The sequence below is a fragment of the Rhodanobacter ginsengiterrae genome (assembly GCF_050026815.1).
Lineage (GTDB): Bacteria > Pseudomonadota > Gammaproteobacteria > Xanthomonadales > Rhodanobacteraceae > Rhodanobacter > Rhodanobacter ginsengiterrae.
Map to the genome: position 1 here is coordinate 12062 of NZ_JALBWO010000035.1, position 14937 is coordinate 26998.

Below are 14937 nucleotides of genomic sequence, written 5' to 3' on the forward strand. Positions count from 1 at the left end.
AACGTTCATCAGGTCGTGCACGGGCCCGCGGGACCGCGCACGACCCGACGGATCACCGCGGACTCAGTAGCGCCACGGCCTCGGCCAGTGACCGCGGCCATGACCCTGATCATGCCCATGACCCGGATGGGAGGACGACACTTCGGTGCCGGTATCCGGATCAAGGAACAGTGGCTGGGTGGCGAAGGCGCGACCGTGGCGGAAGTCGAACATGTCCATGATGCTGCCGGCACCGGCGTCGTTCGAACCTTCGCCGATGCGTTCGCCATGCAGCCAGTTGTCCTCGATGAAGCGGACCACCGAGGACTGGGTCAGTCGGTTGCTGGCCACGTAGTTGCTGCGCGCATACGGCGACAGCAGCAGGAACGGGATGCGCGTGCCCGGTCCGCAGCGGCCGTTGACCACCTTGCCGTCGACACCCTTGCCGGGCATGGCCCGCGCGCTGGTGCAGAGGCCGGCACCGTTGAGTTGGTCGGCGCTCGGATCGGACGACGCGGTGGTCGGCGCCGCATAGCGGTGGTCGTACCAGCCATCGGAGTCGTCGTAGGTGACGATGATCGCGGTGTCCTTCCACTGCGGCTGGCTTTCGATGAAGTTCACCAATTGCACCAGGTAGGCCTGCTCGTCGAGCGGGTCCGAATTGCCTGGATGCGCGTCGCCCACGGCCGGCGACTTGATGTAGCTCACGGCGGGGAAGTTGCCGCCCTTCACCGCGTTGTAGAAATCCTCGATGTCGTAGGCGTGATTCACCGGCGCGTCGGTGTCGTCCTTCGGATCGGTCTGGCCGACGTACTCCAGCGCGGTCGGGCGTTCGTGGGTCGGGTTGGCAGTGGAGGCGTAGTACTGGAACCAGGCGTGATGCGGGATGTAGTCGGTCTTGGCACCGCCCAGCACGTCCGAATAGGTGCTGCGGGCGCAACCGGTGCTGCCGTTGTCGTTCACCGCGGCCAGGTCGAAGCCGCCCATGAAACTGCCCCAGCTGATGTGGCGCGCATTGAGCAGATCGCCGATGTTCCTGGAGGTCATCTCCACCGATTTGCCCGCATTGGAGCAGACGTCGTAGGCCGGGTCGGGATCGCCGGTGACGGCATAGCCGCCCTGACCGTCGGGCGTCACGCCACTGGGTTTCACGCCGTCCGGAATGATTGCGCCGGCGATGGTGCCGGAAACGACGTGCAGCGCGCCTGGCGTCGACGGACCAAAGGTGTCGGTGTAGGCGTTGTCGTTCATCGCGAAGCGCTGCGCGTAATTCCACAGCGCGGTGACGGTGTTGCCGTCGTAGTAACCCATCACCAGTCCGTGGGTACCGAAGGTGCCGGTGCTGCTGACGGTGTTGTTGCCGGTATACAGCGGGAAAAGGTCGGCCTTGCCGTTGTCGTAGGCCTGCTGTTCCGCCGTGTAGCCGTGATTCTGGCCTTCGGTATTGGCCTGGGTGCGATCCAGGCGGAACGGATTGACCGCGTTCACGCCATTGGCCGGGTTGAGCCTGTTGGGGTTTGCATGGAGCAGGCGGGCGTCCAGGCCCTCGACCTGCGGCGTGAACGGCTTGGCGTGGAACGCCGGCTCGCCGTCCGGGTTGGCCGCATGCGGATAGGTGGCGAAGTAATGATCGAACGAGCGGTTCTCGTCGAAGATCACCACCAGGTGCTTGATCGGCGTGGCTGTCCGTGGATCGCCATGCGGCCAGCCCGAGCGGGGCGAAGAGGTCGGGTTGCCGTCGTCGGCGGACGCGTTGACGTGAGCCGAGGCGGCAAAGGCGAAGCTCATGACGGCAATGGATGCCGGCAGCAGCGCCTTGCGGAACATCGAAAGACTGAGCATGAAAAACTCCTGGTAGAGAAGTGACGATGCCGGCCATGAAGGACCCGAAGGTCCGTGGATTCCCCAAGCGGTGTCGGCGATGCGATCGGGCGCGTCCCCGCAGACCGCACGATTCAATCACCTGGACATGAACGTTCCGGGACAAACAGCCAAAAAGGTGTCAGGGACAATTTCTGACAGGAGCTGCCGCAGCACGTGGTGCAGCGGGGCAACAATCGCCCACCGTGCTTTCTTGACGACGAGGATCGGCAGCGTCACCTGCAGTGCCTGCGACCGGCATTGCTGCGGTTCGGTTGCAGGCTGCATGCCTGCGTGTTGACGAGTAACCACGTGCACTTGCTGCTGACGCTCGATGAGACGGGCGGGGTGTCGCGGATGATGCCCACGTTTGCGCGCAACCACGCGGGATCGTTCAATGGTCGGCACGGTCGCGGAGGGGCGCTTTGGGAAGGTCGCTTCAAGGCTTGCCTGGTGGATTCCGGGCGCAATTTTCCCAGCTGCAGTCGTTGCATCGAACTCAATCCGGTTCGTGCCCGGATGGTGGCGCAGCCCGGAGCGTATCCGTGGTCAAGTCATGGTGCGAACGCTCAGGGTCGGAGGCACTCGTTGCTTGCGCCGCATCGAGAGTTCCTCGGCGTTGGTACCGACCCGGCGCATCGCGCGCGACGCAGCAGTGAATCGGATGGATCGGGCTCTGACCCGCCTTAGTTGCCCAGGATGTCGCTCTATGCAAGCGCCTTTCTGAGCAACATGTCATAGAGCTGAAGCCTCAGTCTGACGCTGATCTGCGTCACGCTCAGCCAGTAGCCAAAAGCCAGAACAACGATCAGAAGGATCTCCACCCAGCCGGGATGTGGCGGCCAGTGCGTGTCCTTGAATTGCAGGTAGAGGGCAATGACGATGGGCAGGGCACCGAACTTTTCGATGCTGCCGGTGAGCATGGGAAGCTTCTCCTTCATCCGCTCATGGCGATGGCTGACGAATTCGCTCAACATTTGGCGTTGATCGAGCGGGAAGCTTCGTAGCCACTCGACCAGTGCCAGGTGGTGAGGCAAGTCAAAATCCAGCATCTCGGCCGATTCACGACGCTCATTGGCAAATGTCGGCCACTTCTTCGGTATCTGGGAGATGGCAGCTACGACAATACCCGCGATTTCTACAGCCAGGCCGATAGAGGCGAGAACAACGGTGTAGATCTCGTGGCTTGGGAGCAGTTTGCCGGACAGCAGACAAAACAGCGCGCCGACAGCTGCGACGGACCACCCCCATCGTGCTTTCGTCGGAAAGGCAGGTGCATTCGAGGGGTATTCCGGCAACGCCTCGATCCTCGCATCCAGCGCCGCAAACGTGAGCTTCGGAGATTCCATGCCTTGCTGCTCCCTGTGGATTCACTGTGTCTTTCGGATGCCCCAAGGGGTGAGGACTTTATCAAAAAGGAAAATGAAAGTTTTCGCGGAACGGCCCTGATCTACCTTGATGCATCCAGGCTCATTCCTCACAAACTCAACGGTGTTGGCCGAGGTACCAGTGGCACATTCCGCGTTCTTGGGTCAACGGGCTGAACAATGACAGCAAGCGCATCGCAGCCTCGGTAGTGCGGTACGAAATATTGAACGGATTGCGGCATAACGGTCCGTACCGGAATAAAGGGGACGCGGCTGATTGAACCTCGTCCCTCGCGCCGGCCAGCCTTGGCCGTTCCCTTTTGCGGCGGGCGTTGAAGCCGCCAACATGGCGGCGCCCGATGAACTGCATCATCCTGGCCCGGGCATCACGCGCAAGGGCTGGACTGGGTGATGGCGCTTCGGTGAACATGGATGACAAATGTCTGCCCATTCCACGCTGTCCGCACAACTGCTCCAGCTGCTGCCCGAGGCGGTGGTGCAAACGGACGCACGGTGGATCATCACCTATCTGAATCCCGCCTGGCACAAGCTCACGGGCCATTCGGTGGATGGGTCGCTCGGCCAGTCCCTGCTTGATTTTGTGCATCCCGACGACACCGGAACCTTGCGATCGGGCATGCCGGTGTTCCGGCTGCGCCTGGCGAATTCGGATTATCGCTGGATGCGTTTGCAGCTCCAGCCGGCGTCTGATGCAGCGAATCGCGTGATCAGTCGCCAGGGCGTCCTGATCGAGGTCACCGAACTCACCGAACAGGTATTGATGGAGGTCCGCCAGCGCTTCCTGCGGCTGCTGGAAACCATCGACGGCGTCGTTTGGGAAGCGGAGCTCGGTGTGGGCAATACGTTCCTGAGCCCGCAGGTCGAGCGCCTTTTTGGCTACACGGTGGAAGAGTGGCGATCCGACCCGCGCTTCTGGCGGTTGCATGTGCACCCCGATGACTTGCCGGCAGCAGTGGCCATTGACGACGCCGCGTACAACGCGAAGCACAGTTATGCCTACGAGATGAGTTACCGGTTGATCGCCAAATCCGGCAAGGTCGTATGGGTGCGCGACCTGTGTCGCGTGGTGGTCGACAAGGGCCGCCCGAATCGCATGATCGGCCTGATGATTGACGTGACCCGGCAGAAAAGTACCGAACTCGAGCTGCTGCAATCCGACAACCGCTATGCACTCGCCACCCGCGGTTCCAATGACGGCATCTGGGACTGGAACCTGCAAACGGACGTCTTGCATGTGTCCCGGCGCTTCCATGAGATTGTCGGGCTGAGCGACACCGCCAACCTGCATCAGAACGGCTGGCAGTTTCTGCAAAAGCTCATCGATCCCGATGACCATGAGCGCGTGCAGACGGCGTACCGCAGGCACCTGTCGGGCAGCCTCCCGAACTTTTCCGTGGATTTTCGCGCTCGTCATGCCTCGGGGCGATCGGTGTGGGTCAATTGGCGCGGGGTCGCTCAATTCGAAGACGGCGTGGCCGTGCGGATGGCTGGGTCACTGAGCGATCTGGCCGAACGCGGCAGCTCTTACGACGCCTTGACCAATCTGCCCGGCCGGCCGTTGTTCCACGATCGCCTCGAGCACGCCATTGCGCTGCATCACGACCGTGCTTCGAAAGCTGACGACGCGCTGACGCAGGGCCACGCCACGATGTTCGCCGTACTGCTGCTGGACCTCAATCAGTTCAAGGCAGTCAACGACACCCTGGGACACCATGTGGGTGACCAGCTGTTGCAGCAGGTGGCACGCCGGCTTGAATCCTGCGTACGGGCGGTTGATCTGGTCGCCCGCATGGGTGGCGACGAGTTCATCGTGCTGCTTGAGTCTGTCGATCAGGCGGGTGCAACCGAGCGGGCCCGGCAGATTGCCGCTGCCCTCGCGGTTCCCTACCAGATCGGCACGCACGCCGTGACCAGCGGTGCAAGCATTGGCGTGGTCAGCAGCCAAGCCGGCCTGGCGACAACCGACGACTATTTGCGCACCGCAGACGCCGCCATGTATCAGGCCAAGAGCCATTCCTTGGGCGTGTGCGTTCTTTCGAACAAAGGGGGCGTGGCCAATTGAATGCCGTCCCTCGCGCCTGCCGCGACTGGCTCAACTCAGTGCGATCACCTGCTGTGCCACGTAGATCACCAGAAAGATCGCCATGGCGATGAGCAGCCAGGAAAGCACCTGTTCCAGCCGGGTGTTGCCGTGGGGCAGGCTGGCATTGTCATCGATGGCCTTGCGATTCTTCTGAAAGCGCATCGAACCCAGCAGCACGATGGCCGCGCCGAAAAGCAGCAGGAGCAGGCCCAGCCATTCCGAGGCGCGCACGTGCAGGTGGGGCAGTGGGCCGCCGCTGGCGCGACTGGCATAGGCGATGAGGATGTCGAAACGCTCAAGCAGGAAACCGAACGCCATCACGGTGATCGCCGTGCGCACCCAGGCCAGGTAGGTGCGCTCGTTCGCGGCGTGGTCGGTGAAACGGGGGATCATGGACGGCGCTCCGGGAGGATTCAGTCCGTCCATCTAAGCAGAGTGCGCGCCCGACTTCATCCATCGCGCCGGCTGCAACCGTTGCCGCGGCAGCGGTATCTCCTTGCGCACATCCATCTGCGAGTTGCTGCCATGAGCCGACGCCTTGTCCTGCTGTTGTCCTGCTGCATTCCTCTGTCGACCCTGGCGCAGGTCGCGCCTGCGCCGGATGCCGGGACCGCTCCCGGCCGCCAGCTGGTTGCACCGCAGGCCGCTTCCGCACGGCAGGCGCTGGACGCGTGGCTGGTCGCTTTCAACAGCAACCAGCGCAAGCAGCTCGAAGCCTTCCGCGACCGCTACCAGCCGACGATGGATGTCGACGGCATGCTCGATTTCCACCGCCGGACTGGCGGGTTCCGGCTGCTGCGGCGCGAGCCGGCATTGCCGGGTTCGGCGCAGATGCTGGTGCAGGAGCACGACTCCGACACGGTGGCGAGGGTGAAAACAACGCTGCAGGCGGGCAAGCCGCTGGTGCTGGATATCGAAAGGATCGAGCGCCCCGCGGACCTGCGCATCCCGCGCCTGGACCAGGCCGCGGCGGTCGATGCCCTGGCTGCACAGGCTGACGCTGCGGCGAAACAGGACGCTTTCGCCGGCGTGCTGCTGGTGGCGCGTGGCGGCAAGGTGCTGCTGCAGCGCGCCTGGGGCCCGGCCGATCGTGCAGCCGGCACGCCGGCGACGCCGGACACCAGGTTCCGGCTCGGCTCGATGAACAAGATGTTTACCGCCGTGGCCACGCTGCAACTGGTGCAGGCCGGCAAGCTGTCGCTCGATGGCAGCGTGGGCCAGTACCTGCCCGACTACCCGAACCGCGATATCGCGAAGGTGACGATCCGCCAGCTGCTCACGCATGCGGGCGGCACCGGTGACATCTTCGGGCCGGAGTTCGACCAGCGCCGGCTGTCGTTGAAGACCCACGATGACTATGTCCGCCTGTATGGCGCACGCGGCCCGGACCATCCGCCCGGCAAGGGATTCAGCTACAGCAACTACGGCTTCGTGCTGCTGGGCGACATCATCGAACACGTCAGCGGGCAGTCGTACTACGACTATGTGGACCAGCACGTGTTCGCGCCGGCCGGCATGCGCGACAGCGGTTCGCTGCCCGAGGACGTGGACGTGCCGGGGCGCGCACCGGCCTATACCCGCAAGGACGGCGACGCGGCGTGGACCAGTGCGGCCGACACCCTGCCGTATCGTGGCACCGCGGCCGGCGGCGGTTACAGCACCGCGGGTGATTTGTTGAAGTTCGCGCACGCGCTGCAAGCCGGCAAGTTGCTGCCGCCTGCACTGCTGGCGGAAGCCACCCGCAAGCAGACGCCCATGTACGGCTACGGTTTCAATGTCGCCGATGAGCAGGGCGTGCCGGTCTACGGCCATGGCGGCGGCGCGCCGGGCATGAACGGCGAACTGCGGATCTTCCCGACGCTCGATGAAGTCGTCGTCGCCCTGGCCAACGTCGACCCGCAAGCTGCCACACGCCTGGTCGAGTACTACCAACTGCGGATGCCGCTGTCGAAGTAGTGGCGATTCGATTTCCCGGCGCGGTCCGCTGATGGCCGCGCCGCCGCGCCGGGGATCCAGGCCAGCGAGCTATGCTGGTCAGGCTCGCAGGCAGATTCTGGTCTGGAGGCAGCGCATCGCAGCCGTGGTGGTGCGCTACGCGGCATGACGGTCTGAAAACCGCGAGCGAGCAAGCTGGCGCCATCTCGACAGGCTCCTTCTCACCCCCTGGGCACCAAGCAGTGCGGGCTGTGGTTTGCACGGGGCCTTCAGGCTTTGGCGCGTTTGGCTGAGACGGCGCGCCGCCGCGCCTGCTTCGGGACGCGCTGAGGTTTGCCAAGCAGCTCGACCAGCCGTGATTCGCAGGGGGAGAGGTCATGACCCCGCCGTTGCGATACCACGAACGTGAGCGGACCGAGGTGCCAGGCGCGGCGCTGGAGTTCGACCAGCTCGCCGCGTTCCAGGTCCTCGTCGACGAGGTGTCGCGGCATGTGTCCCCAGCCGAGACCGGCCTTGAGCAGATCACGCTTGGCGCCGAGATCATTGACCAGCCACAGGCGCTTGCCGGCAACTCCCTGCTGGGTCTTTTCCGATTGCGGCTGGTTGTCGGTGACGACGATCTGGACATGTCGACCGAACTCGTCCAGCGGGATCGGTTTCGCTGCCGCAGCGAGCGGATGGGATGACCCGCATACCGTCACCATCTCCGCCTCGCTCAGCCAGTGGCGTTCGATCGCATCCGGGTTCACCGCCGGCACGTTCTCGACGGTGACGGCCAGCGCACACACCTTTTCGAGCACCAGTCTCTCGCCGCCCTGCATGGTGGTGATGCGCAGGTTGATCGCTGCGGTGGGGAATTCCGCTTGCAGCGTCCGCAATCCGTCGATCAGCAGGGCGCGCGGGAAATAGACATCGATCGCCACCGAAAGCTGGGGCGCCCCGGCCCTGGCGATCGAGCCGGCGCGGGTTTTCATTTCTTCCGTGCGCGAGATGACCGCCCGCGCGTCCGGCAACAGGTTGCGCCCCGCCGCGGTGAGCTGTGCCTTGCGCGTGTTGCGATCGAACAGCTCCACATCGAAGGCGCTTTCCAGCGCCTTGATCGCATGGCTGATGGCCGACTGGGCGCGACCGAGCTTCCGCGCCGCCCCGGAGAAGCTTCCCTGATCGCATACCGCCACGAATGAACGCAGCTGGTTGATGGTGACGTTGTCGAGCATGCACATCCAAAAAATAGATCGTATTAAGCAATATTTCGTCAATTGTATTGATGTGTCAACGGGTCCATCTTGCTTTCAACTTTCGACAAACACGGATGCATGAGATGAACAGATTGAATGGGAAAACCGCCGTGATCACCGGTGGCGCTACCGGCATCGGCCTCGCCGCGGCAAGGCGCTTCATCGAGGAGGGTGCTTTTGTCTTTCTCTTCGGCCGTCGGCAGGAAGCGCTCGACGCCGCCGTGGCCGAGCTCGGGCCCCGTGCCCGTGCGGTGCGGGGCTCGGTCTGCGATCTGGCCGACCTCGACCGGCTCTATGCCGCAGTGAAGGCCGAGCGCGGAACCCTCGACATCGTTCTCGCCAATGCCGGCGCGGGAAGCCTGCTTGCGCTCGGCACGATCACCGCCGCGCATATCGACGAAACCTTCGACACCAATGTGAAGGGCACGATCTTCACGGTGCAGAAGGCGCTGCCGCTGATGGGCGAGGGCGGTTCGATCATCCTGACCGGGTCGAGCGCCGGCAGCACCGGCGCCCCGGCATTCAGCGTCTACAGCGCGAGCAAGGCGGCGGTACGCAACCTCGCGCGGAGCTGGGCGCAGGACCTGAAGGGCAGCGGCATCCGGGTCAACGTGCTGTCGCCCGGGCCGACGGCGACCGAACTGGCCAAGGCCGCGGTGGGCGAGGAGGGCATGAAGGTGTTCGCCTCGATGAACCCGCTGCAGCGCATGGCCGATCCGGTGGAGATCGGAGCGGCGGCTGCCTTTCTCGCCTCTTCGGACAGCAGTTTCATGACCGCCAGCGAGCTCGCCGTCGACGGCGGCCTGGCGCAAATATGACTCGCCATGCCCGGCCAGGCGCTCCATTGAAAGTTCGGAGCGTCGTTGGGCATGGCACCAAACCCAAGGAAAAATCATGAGCTACGCAATTATCGGTTTCGGCAAGATCGGCCAGGCCCTGGCCAGGGCGTTTGCCCGCAGCGGCATCGACGTATCCGTTGCAACCACGCGCGACCCGGCCAGCTTTGCCGCCGATGCGGCCGCGATCGGACCCGGGATCACTCCCACAACACTGGCCGAAGCGGTCAAGGCGGACATCGTCTTTCTGGCCGTCCGTTTCGAGTCGCATCCGCAGGTCGCCAAGGCGCTGCCGAGCTGGAAGGGCAAGACGATTGTCGACGCGATGAACACCTTTGCCGATCCGGCCGTAGAGCTCGCCGGTCTGCCGTCCTCTGCCTTCGTGGCCAAGGCATTCCCCGAGGCCAGGCTCGTCAAGGGATTCAATCACCTCGCCGCAGGCACCCTGGCCACCGATCCGAGGGTCAACGGCGATCGCCGGGCGGTGTTCCTGTCGAGCGACGACGAAGGCGCGACAGAGACGGTGGCGGCACTCGCCGGACAACTCGGTTTCGCGCCGGTCAATCTCGGAAAACTCGGCGAAGGCGGCGCGCTGGTCCAGGCGCGGGGCAAGAACTGGGGGCCGCTGATCTTCCAGGATCTGTTCAAGAAAGAGTCGTGAGTAACGCACCGCGATCACGGTCGGACCGTGATCGCCATGCGGCTTGAATCACGGCCGCGGAAACATCAACCCATCTGCGAGTAAACATCTCATGTCCAACAAACTCGATCTTTCGAATGAACTCATCGGCCGCCGTGCCCTGGTCACCGGAGCCACGCGTGGCATCGGCGCGGCCATCGCGCAGCGTCTGCTCGATGCCGGCGCCAAGGTCGTCATCGCGGCACGCACGCCGGGCGACGATATGCCCAAGGGGGCGACGTTCGTGGCCGGCGACGTGGGTGGCAGCGAAGGCGTGCAGGCAATCGCGACGAAAGCGCTCGCCGCGCTCGGCGGCCTCGACATCCTGGTGAACAATGCGGGCGGTGGCAGCGCGTTTCTGGAAGGGTCGTGGACGATCCCGGACAAGGATTGGCAGGACAGCATCGCGCTCAACCTCTTCGCCGCGATCCGCCTGACCAATGCCGTCCTGCCGGCGCTGCGGGCATCGAAGGCCGCCGCCATCGTGAACATCTCTTCGGCGGCCGCGACGATGCCGTTTGGTCCCTTTGCACACTATGGCGCCGCAAAGGCGGCGCTCAACTACTACTCGCGCACGCTCGCGATGGAACTCGCGCCGAATGGCATCCGCGTGAACGTCGTCTCGCCCGGCGTCATCGCGACGCCAGGCTCCGAGGAATTTGCCAGGGCGACGCCGGGATTTTCCGCGGACGATTGGCTGCGGAATATTCCGCTGGGTCGCATCGGCGCCGCCGAAGACATCGCCGAGGTCGTCGCACTGCTCGTGTCGGACCGCGGCAAGTTCCTCACCGGCGCGAATTACCCTGTCGATGGCGGCATGACAGCGCGCTGACCAAGGTGCGCTTTCGGAAGAGAGGGGCGTGGCTGATCAAGTCTTGTCCCTGGCCAGCGAGCACGACAGTGTTCCGATGGCACGCAGCGAATCGCGCCGGCTGCACGCGTAGAAGCATTTGCGTCCGCGCCAATATTAGTCATCCGCCTGCACGTCGGCGGTGGCTAATCGCGGCACCGGGGAGAGCGATGGCGTTGAATCCAACCGATTGCCTCCGTCCTCTTCAGGCGCAGCGCCGGCCGTTCAAGCGGTCGTCGTGCGAAGTTGCGTGCGGCTCCGGCTGCTTCATGCGAGCAGGGCGCACAATGGCGTCTCTGCCACCATCGCGCCTCGCGTCGTCACCATGAAGAAAGCACTCCTGTTCGGCGCCACCGGGTTCATCGGGTCGCAACTGCTGCCAATGCTGCTGGCCAGTGCCGACTACGACCGCGTCACGATCGTCGTGCGGCGCGAGCCGGGCCTCGCGCACGCCAAGCTGGTGACCCTCGTCGGGGACCTCGACTCGCTGCCTGCGCTGGCCGAACGGATCGACGCCGATGACGTCTTCATTGCCCTGGGCACGACCAAGGCCAGGGAACCCGACGAAGCCGCCTACTACCGTGTCGATCACGACTACCCGGTGCGGGCCGCCGCGGTCGCGCAGGAGCGCGGCGCGACAGGTGTATTCCTGGTCTCGGCGGTCGGCGCCAACATCGATTCGTCGGTGTTCTACCTGCGCACGAAGGGCGAGACGGAGCGGGATGTCATCGCGCTGGGCATCGCGCGTACGCATATCTTCCGGCCGTCGCAGCTGCTCGGGCAGCGCGAGGAGAATCGGCCGCTCGAGCGTTTCATCATCGCGGCGTGGCCGTTGTTCGACTGGCTCCTGGTGGGCGGCGCGCGCAAGTACCGCGGCATCACGGGTGCGGATGTCGCGCGTGCCATGCAGGGCGCGGCAAGGGGCGGCGTGGCGGGCACGCGTATCCACGAGTGGGACGACATGAAGGCGTTGGCTCGCACCGGGTCGACGTAGAAAGTGCACACTGACACCGCCCTTGGGGAAGCCGCCTAGCTTCAGGTCCTCGCCACACCCTTCCAGCGCCACAGCATCAGCACAGCTGAAGCGTCGACAACTACCGCAAAGATGCTCGCCTCCGGTCCGAAGCTGCCGCCGGTCAGCCACTGCGGCTTGTCGAGGAGATGAGGTAATAGCCACCCGGTCTGATCCAGGCCGCTCACGTCGAAGCCCAGCCAGGATCCCTGGACCCAGTTCCACCCGAAGTGGATACCGATCGGCAGCGCCAGGCTGCCGGTGCGCAGGCGGGCAAGCCCAAGCAGGATCCCGCCCAGCACGGTGTCGATACTTGCCCAGAATTCCGTGCTCCCTTCCATGCCGGGATTGCCCCAATGTGCGATGGCGAACAGCACGCCCATCAGCAGCAGGGCGGCGGGTGCGCCGATGCCGTCGACAAGGCGCTGGAACACGAAACCCCGGAACAGGATTTCCTCGAGCAGGGCAACCCATGCGAACAGCCACGCGCCGCATGCCAGCGCAGCGAAACCATGCGCCGGTTCGAGCGAGAAGCTGACGCCGCCGGCGGCCAGGATCAGCGCGGTCACCGCGAGCATCAGGGCGCTTCCAAGGCCGATGCCGGCCAACACCTGAGCCAGCCACTTCATATCGAGCCGCAGGCCGATGGCGGAGAGCGGCTGACGACGCAGACGCATGCAGACCCAGGTCACCAGCAGCAGAAACATCACCGGCAGCGGCGACAACCAGGCGCGGCCGACGCCGAGTTGCTGCAACCCCCGGGAGACAGGGTGGTAGGCCAACTGGCTGGCCAGGAACACCGCGATGAAGACCAGGATCCACCAGCCGTTCCGCAACTGGTTCTGATCATTGTGCAGCAGATTTCTCAAGTGCATTCCCTGCGTGACGTTGGCGTGTCCCGCAGGTTGGAGGACGACCACCGAGAGGTAAATAGGCCGAAAGTGGCGGTGTCTATCGTCATGCCAAAAGGAGTGCTGGCGGCTGGCCCGGCCAGAATCCTTTACTCGGGTCCGTGTTGATTTCCTGGCGTTGATGGGCGTTGAGCCGCGTTGGGTGCTGCGCGGTCCGTGCCCCGTTCCACCCTGGCAGAACGGCGCGCGTCGTCGTGTCTTTCGTGCGGAAGGAACGACCCGCCATACTTGCTCCGATACAGGAGCAAGTATGGAAACGATCCACGTAGTGCAGCCCTTCGACCGGGTTGGGAATGGCTTGAAACCAGGCCAGGTCCTGCAGTTCAAGACGGCTGCCGAGGCAACGCGCCGGGCGGGGCTGCTGGCCGGCAAGCATGCGGGCGTCGTTGCCTACAGCATGGACATCGATGAAGAGGGTGGCGATTACGGCACGCCGCGCGTGCTGTACGAGTCGGGGGACGTGCCGGAGCTTTGATCGGCCGAAAGGCCCGCGTGAGTCCGCTCGATTGCGCGCAGAGGCCATGCAGTTGGAGTTACGCCGTGCGGCTATCATGGTGTCATGTCCAAACTGCTCATGAATTTGCGCAACGTGCCCGAGGATGAGGCCGACGATGTGCGCGCGATGCTCGACGCGCAGCAGATCGCGTTCTACGAAACCCGACCCAGTCTGTGGGGCGTTTCGGCAGGGGGAATCTGGGTCACCGACGATGCAGCGTTCGCGGACGCCAGGCGCGCGATGGACGACTACCAGCAGCAGCGCGCGAGCCGGGCCCGTGCCGAATACGCCGCGGCGAGGCGCGCCGGCACGGCAGATACCTTCTTCACGTTGCTTCGCGCCGACCCGGCGCGCGTCGTGATGAGCGTGTTGGGCATCCTCTTCGCCCTGGCTCTGGTGACGCTGCCATTCTTCCTGTTGCGCGGGTAGGGTCGCAAGCGGGTCGAGCCGGCCGGAAACCGGATAGGGGAACCAGGAGAATCACATCGAATGGATGGACTCCGGCGCCGGGGTCCCGGCCTTCCTCGCGTCCCCGGGGACCTGACATCTCTTGTCACCAGGCCACCACGTTGCCGCCCAACTGCTTCGCCCGGTAGAGCGCCTGGTCCACGCGCTGCAGCAGGTCGGACATCTCGTCACCGTCCTGGATCAGCGTGACGCCGACCGAGGCGCTTGTCTGCGGCCCCTGCTCGACGGACAGCTCGGCGATGGATTTTCGCAACCGTTCCGCCAGCGCCTGCAGGGAGGCGCGATCGACCTCCGGTACCGCGACCAGGAATTCCTCGCCGCCCCAGCGGGCCAGGCATTCATTCTTGCGCAGCAGGTGCTGGCAGCCCTGCGCCACTTGCTGCAGCACGCGATCGCCGGCGGGATGGCCATGGGTATCGTTGATCGCCTTGAAGCGGTCCATGTCGAACATGATCACGCCGGCGGGGATCCGTCGCGCGAGCAGGTCTTGCAGCACCAGTTCGCCGAAACGCCGGTTGTAGATGCCGGTCAGCACATCGCGGTTGGCCATCGCTTCCATCCGCGCCTGTTCGGAGACCAGGCGCCGGATCTTGCTGTTCAATCCGCGTTGCACCGGTATCAGCACCACGAACAGGACGAACACCGGCCCGTAGGTCATCAGCAGGTCGGCGCCGCGCGGCGTGCGCATTTCCCCGGGGTGGGTGAACAGGTAGGCCAGCACCGGCAGCGCGACCAGCAGCCAGCCCAGCAGGACCACGGTCACACCTTGCCGGGTCGGCAGGTAGATCATCGCCATCACCATCAGTACCAGCAGCAGTGCCGCGACCGGCGGGTAGGTATCGACCAGCTGCAGGCCGGGCGTCAGGACGGCCTGCCACGGGTAGAACCAGGCCGGCGCGACCAGGGCCGCAAGCCCGGTCAGCAAGGCGGTACGCATGATGCTGCCGACCCGTTGCGGCCAGCGGATCAGCATGATCAGCAGGCCGAGAAAGACCACGCAGACGACCGGCGGAATCACCAGGTCCAGCGGCCGGTGCACCGGCGAAAACCACGCGATCAGCGCGGCGGCGCCGGCGGCAAACGACGTCAACGACAGGGTGATCATGCTCGCGCTCTGGATGAAGCGCTCGCGGGAGAGAGTCAATGGCATCGCGCGGAAATTCCGGGGCAACGGAAAAAGTGTAGCCCATAAGCGCTTGTGC

Annotated in this window: 15 protein-coding genes; 9 read left to right on the top strand and 6 right to left on the bottom strand. The window is 64.6% G+C overall.

The genetic code is table 11. The features are described 5' to 3' along the window. Positions 1 to 63: 63 nt before the first annotated feature. Complete coding sequence (locus ACQGNJ_RS01415) at positions 64 to 1821, bottom strand: phospholipase C (RefSeq protein ID WP_426687443.1); 1758 nt, start codon at positions 1819 to 1821, stop codon at positions 64 to 66. Between the two features lie 198 nt (positions 1822 to 2019). Between ACQGNJ_RS01415 and ACQGNJ_RS01420 the strand changes: the two genes are divergently transcribed. After that, positions 2020 to 2529, top strand: a complete 510-nt coding sequence (locus ACQGNJ_RS01420; protein WP_426687512.1) for a transposase — start codon at positions 2020 to 2022, stop codon at positions 2527 to 2529. Positions 2530 to 2546: 17 nt separating this feature from the next. Here the strand turns inward: ACQGNJ_RS01420 and ACQGNJ_RS01425 are convergent, their stop codons facing one another. After that, positions 2547 to 3188, bottom strand: coding sequence for a hypothetical protein (locus tag ACQGNJ_RS01425; protein ID WP_426687444.1), 642 nt, complete (start codon positions 3186 to 3188; stop codon positions 2547 to 2549). A 457-nt stretch (positions 3189 to 3645) separates the two neighbouring features. Here ACQGNJ_RS01425 and ACQGNJ_RS01430 point away from each other — a divergent pair, with 457 nt between their 5' ends. Further along, the gene (locus tag ACQGNJ_RS01430) at positions 3646 to 5289 is read left to right on the top strand and encodes a PAS domain-containing protein (RefSeq protein ID WP_426687445.1); all 1644 of its coding nucleotides are present in this window, start codon (positions 3646 to 3648) and stop codon (positions 5287 to 5289) included. A 30-nt stretch (positions 5290 to 5319) separates the two neighbouring features. Here ACQGNJ_RS01430 and ACQGNJ_RS01435 read toward each other — a convergent pair whose 3' ends face one another. Continuing rightward, positions 5320 to 5703 carry a YidH family protein gene (locus ACQGNJ_RS01435; RefSeq protein WP_426687446.1) on the bottom strand — a complete coding sequence of 128 codons (384 nt, stop codon included), beginning with the start codon at positions 5701 to 5703 and terminating at the stop codon, positions 5320 to 5322. Between the two features lie 132 nt (positions 5704 to 5835). Here ACQGNJ_RS01435 and ACQGNJ_RS01440 point away from each other — a divergent pair, with 132 nt between their 5' ends. After that, positions 5836 to 7266: a serine hydrolase domain-containing protein gene (locus ACQGNJ_RS01440; RefSeq protein WP_426687447.1), complete on the top strand. Its 1431-nt coding sequence runs from the start codon at positions 5836 to 5838 to the stop codon at positions 7264 to 7266. A 248-nt stretch (positions 7267 to 7514) separates the two neighbouring features. Here ACQGNJ_RS01440 and ACQGNJ_RS01445 read toward each other — a convergent pair whose 3' ends face one another. Beyond that, positions 7515 to 8462: a LysR family transcriptional regulator gene (locus tag ACQGNJ_RS01445; RefSeq protein ID WP_426687448.1), complete on the bottom strand. Its 948-nt coding sequence runs from the start codon at positions 8460 to 8462 to the stop codon at positions 7515 to 7517. Positions 8463 to 8566: 104 nt separating this feature from the next. On the opposite strand from ACQGNJ_RS01445, the gene ACQGNJ_RS01450 reads away from it, so the two are divergent. The 4 genes from ACQGNJ_RS01450 (at position 8567) to ACQGNJ_RS01465 (ending at position 11842) form a co-directional block, all read left to right on the top strand. Beyond that, positions 8567 to 9301: an SDR family NAD(P)-dependent oxidoreductase gene (locus tag ACQGNJ_RS01450; protein ID WP_426687513.1), complete on the top strand. Its 735-nt coding sequence runs from the start codon at positions 8567 to 8569 to the stop codon at positions 9299 to 9301. 76 nt (positions 9302 to 9377) lie between these two features. Further along, the gene (locus ACQGNJ_RS01455; RefSeq protein WP_426687449.1) at positions 9378 to 9980 is read left to right on the top strand and encodes an NADPH-dependent F420 reductase; all 603 of its coding nucleotides are present in this window, start codon (positions 9378 to 9380) and stop codon (positions 9978 to 9980) included. A gap of 91 nt (positions 9981 to 10071) precedes the next feature. Further along, positions 10072 to 10830, top strand: coding sequence for an oxidoreductase (locus ACQGNJ_RS01460; protein ID WP_426687450.1), 759 nt, complete (start codon positions 10072 to 10074; stop codon positions 10828 to 10830). Between the two features lie 343 nt (positions 10831 to 11173). Then, complete coding sequence (locus ACQGNJ_RS01465; RefSeq protein ID WP_426687451.1) at positions 11174 to 11842, top strand: NAD(P)H-binding protein; 669 nt, start codon at positions 11174 to 11176, stop codon at positions 11840 to 11842. A 41-nt stretch (positions 11843 to 11883) separates the two neighbouring features. On the opposite strand, the gene ACQGNJ_RS01470 is transcribed toward ACQGNJ_RS01465, so the two are convergent. After that, complete coding sequence (locus tag ACQGNJ_RS01470; protein WP_426687452.1) at positions 11884 to 12729, bottom strand: CPBP family intramembrane glutamic endopeptidase; 846 nt, start codon at positions 12727 to 12729, stop codon at positions 11884 to 11886. Between the two features lie 292 nt (positions 12730 to 13021). On the opposite strand from ACQGNJ_RS01470, the gene ACQGNJ_RS01475 reads away from it, so the two are divergent. Beyond that, complete coding sequence (locus ACQGNJ_RS01475) at positions 13022 to 13246, top strand: hypothetical protein (protein ID WP_426687453.1); 225 nt, start codon at positions 13022 to 13024, stop codon at positions 13244 to 13246. A gap of 84 nt (positions 13247 to 13330) precedes the next feature. Next, a complete protein-coding gene (locus ACQGNJ_RS01480) occupies positions 13331 to 13696 on the top strand; it encodes a DUF6164 family protein (RefSeq protein ID WP_426687454.1) in 366 nt (121 codons plus the stop codon). A 124-nt stretch (positions 13697 to 13820) separates the two neighbouring features. Here ACQGNJ_RS01480 and ACQGNJ_RS01485 read toward each other — a convergent pair whose 3' ends face one another. Next, positions 13821 to 14885 carry a GGDEF domain-containing protein gene (locus tag ACQGNJ_RS01485; protein ID WP_426687455.1) on the bottom strand — a complete coding sequence of 355 codons (1065 nt, stop codon included), beginning with the start codon at positions 14883 to 14885 and terminating at the stop codon, positions 13821 to 13823. Positions 14886 to 14937: the final 52 nt, after the last annotated feature.

What these genes read in the sequence shown, in the direction of transcription:
- ACQGNJ_RS01415 (WP_426687443.1), bottom strand. Translation starts at nt 1,821, where the DNA reads ATGCTCAGTCTTTCGATGTTCCGCAAGGCGCTGCTGCCGGCATCCATT.
- ACQGNJ_RS01425 (WP_426687444.1), bottom strand. Translation starts at nt 3,188, where the DNA reads ATGGAATCTCCGAAGCTCACGTTTGCGGCGCTGGATGCGAGGATCGAG.
- ACQGNJ_RS01430 (WP_426687445.1), top strand. Translation starts at nt 3,646, where the DNA reads ATGTCTGCCCATTCCACGCTGTCCGCACAACTGCTCCAGCTGCTGCCC.
- ACQGNJ_RS01435 (WP_426687446.1), bottom strand. Translation starts at nt 5,703, where the DNA reads ATGATCCCCCGTTTCACCGACCACGCCGCGAACGAGCGCACCTACCTG.
- ACQGNJ_RS01440 (WP_426687447.1), top strand. Translation starts at nt 5,836, where the DNA reads ATGAGCCGACGCCTTGTCCTGCTGTTGTCCTGCTGCATTCCTCTGTCG.
- ACQGNJ_RS01445 (WP_426687448.1), bottom strand. Translation starts at nt 8,462, where the DNA reads ATGCTCGACAACGTCACCATCAACCAGCTGCGTTCATTCGTGGCGGTA.
- ACQGNJ_RS01450 (WP_426687513.1), top strand. Translation starts at nt 8,567, where the DNA reads ATGAACAGATTGAATGGGAAAACCGCCGTGATCACCGGTGGCGCTACC.
- ACQGNJ_RS01455 (WP_426687449.1), top strand. Translation starts at nt 9,378, where the DNA reads ATGAGCTACGCAATTATCGGTTTCGGCAAGATCGGCCAGGCCCTGGCC.
- ACQGNJ_RS01460 (WP_426687450.1), top strand. Translation starts at nt 10,072, where the DNA reads ATGTCCAACAAACTCGATCTTTCGAATGAACTCATCGGCCGCCGTGCC.
- ACQGNJ_RS01465 (WP_426687451.1), top strand. Translation starts at nt 11,174, where the DNA reads ATGAAGAAAGCACTCCTGTTCGGCGCCACCGGGTTCATCGGGTCGCAA.
- ACQGNJ_RS01475 (WP_426687453.1), top strand. Translation starts at nt 13,022, where the DNA reads ATGGAAACGATCCACGTAGTGCAGCCCTTCGACCGGGTTGGGAATGGC.
- ACQGNJ_RS01480 (WP_426687454.1), top strand. Translation starts at nt 13,331, where the DNA reads ATGTCCAAACTGCTCATGAATTTGCGCAACGTGCCCGAGGATGAGGCC.
- ACQGNJ_RS01485 (WP_426687455.1), bottom strand. Translation starts at nt 14,885, where the DNA reads ATGCCATTGACTCTCTCCCGCGAGCGCTTCATCCAGAGCGCGAGCATG.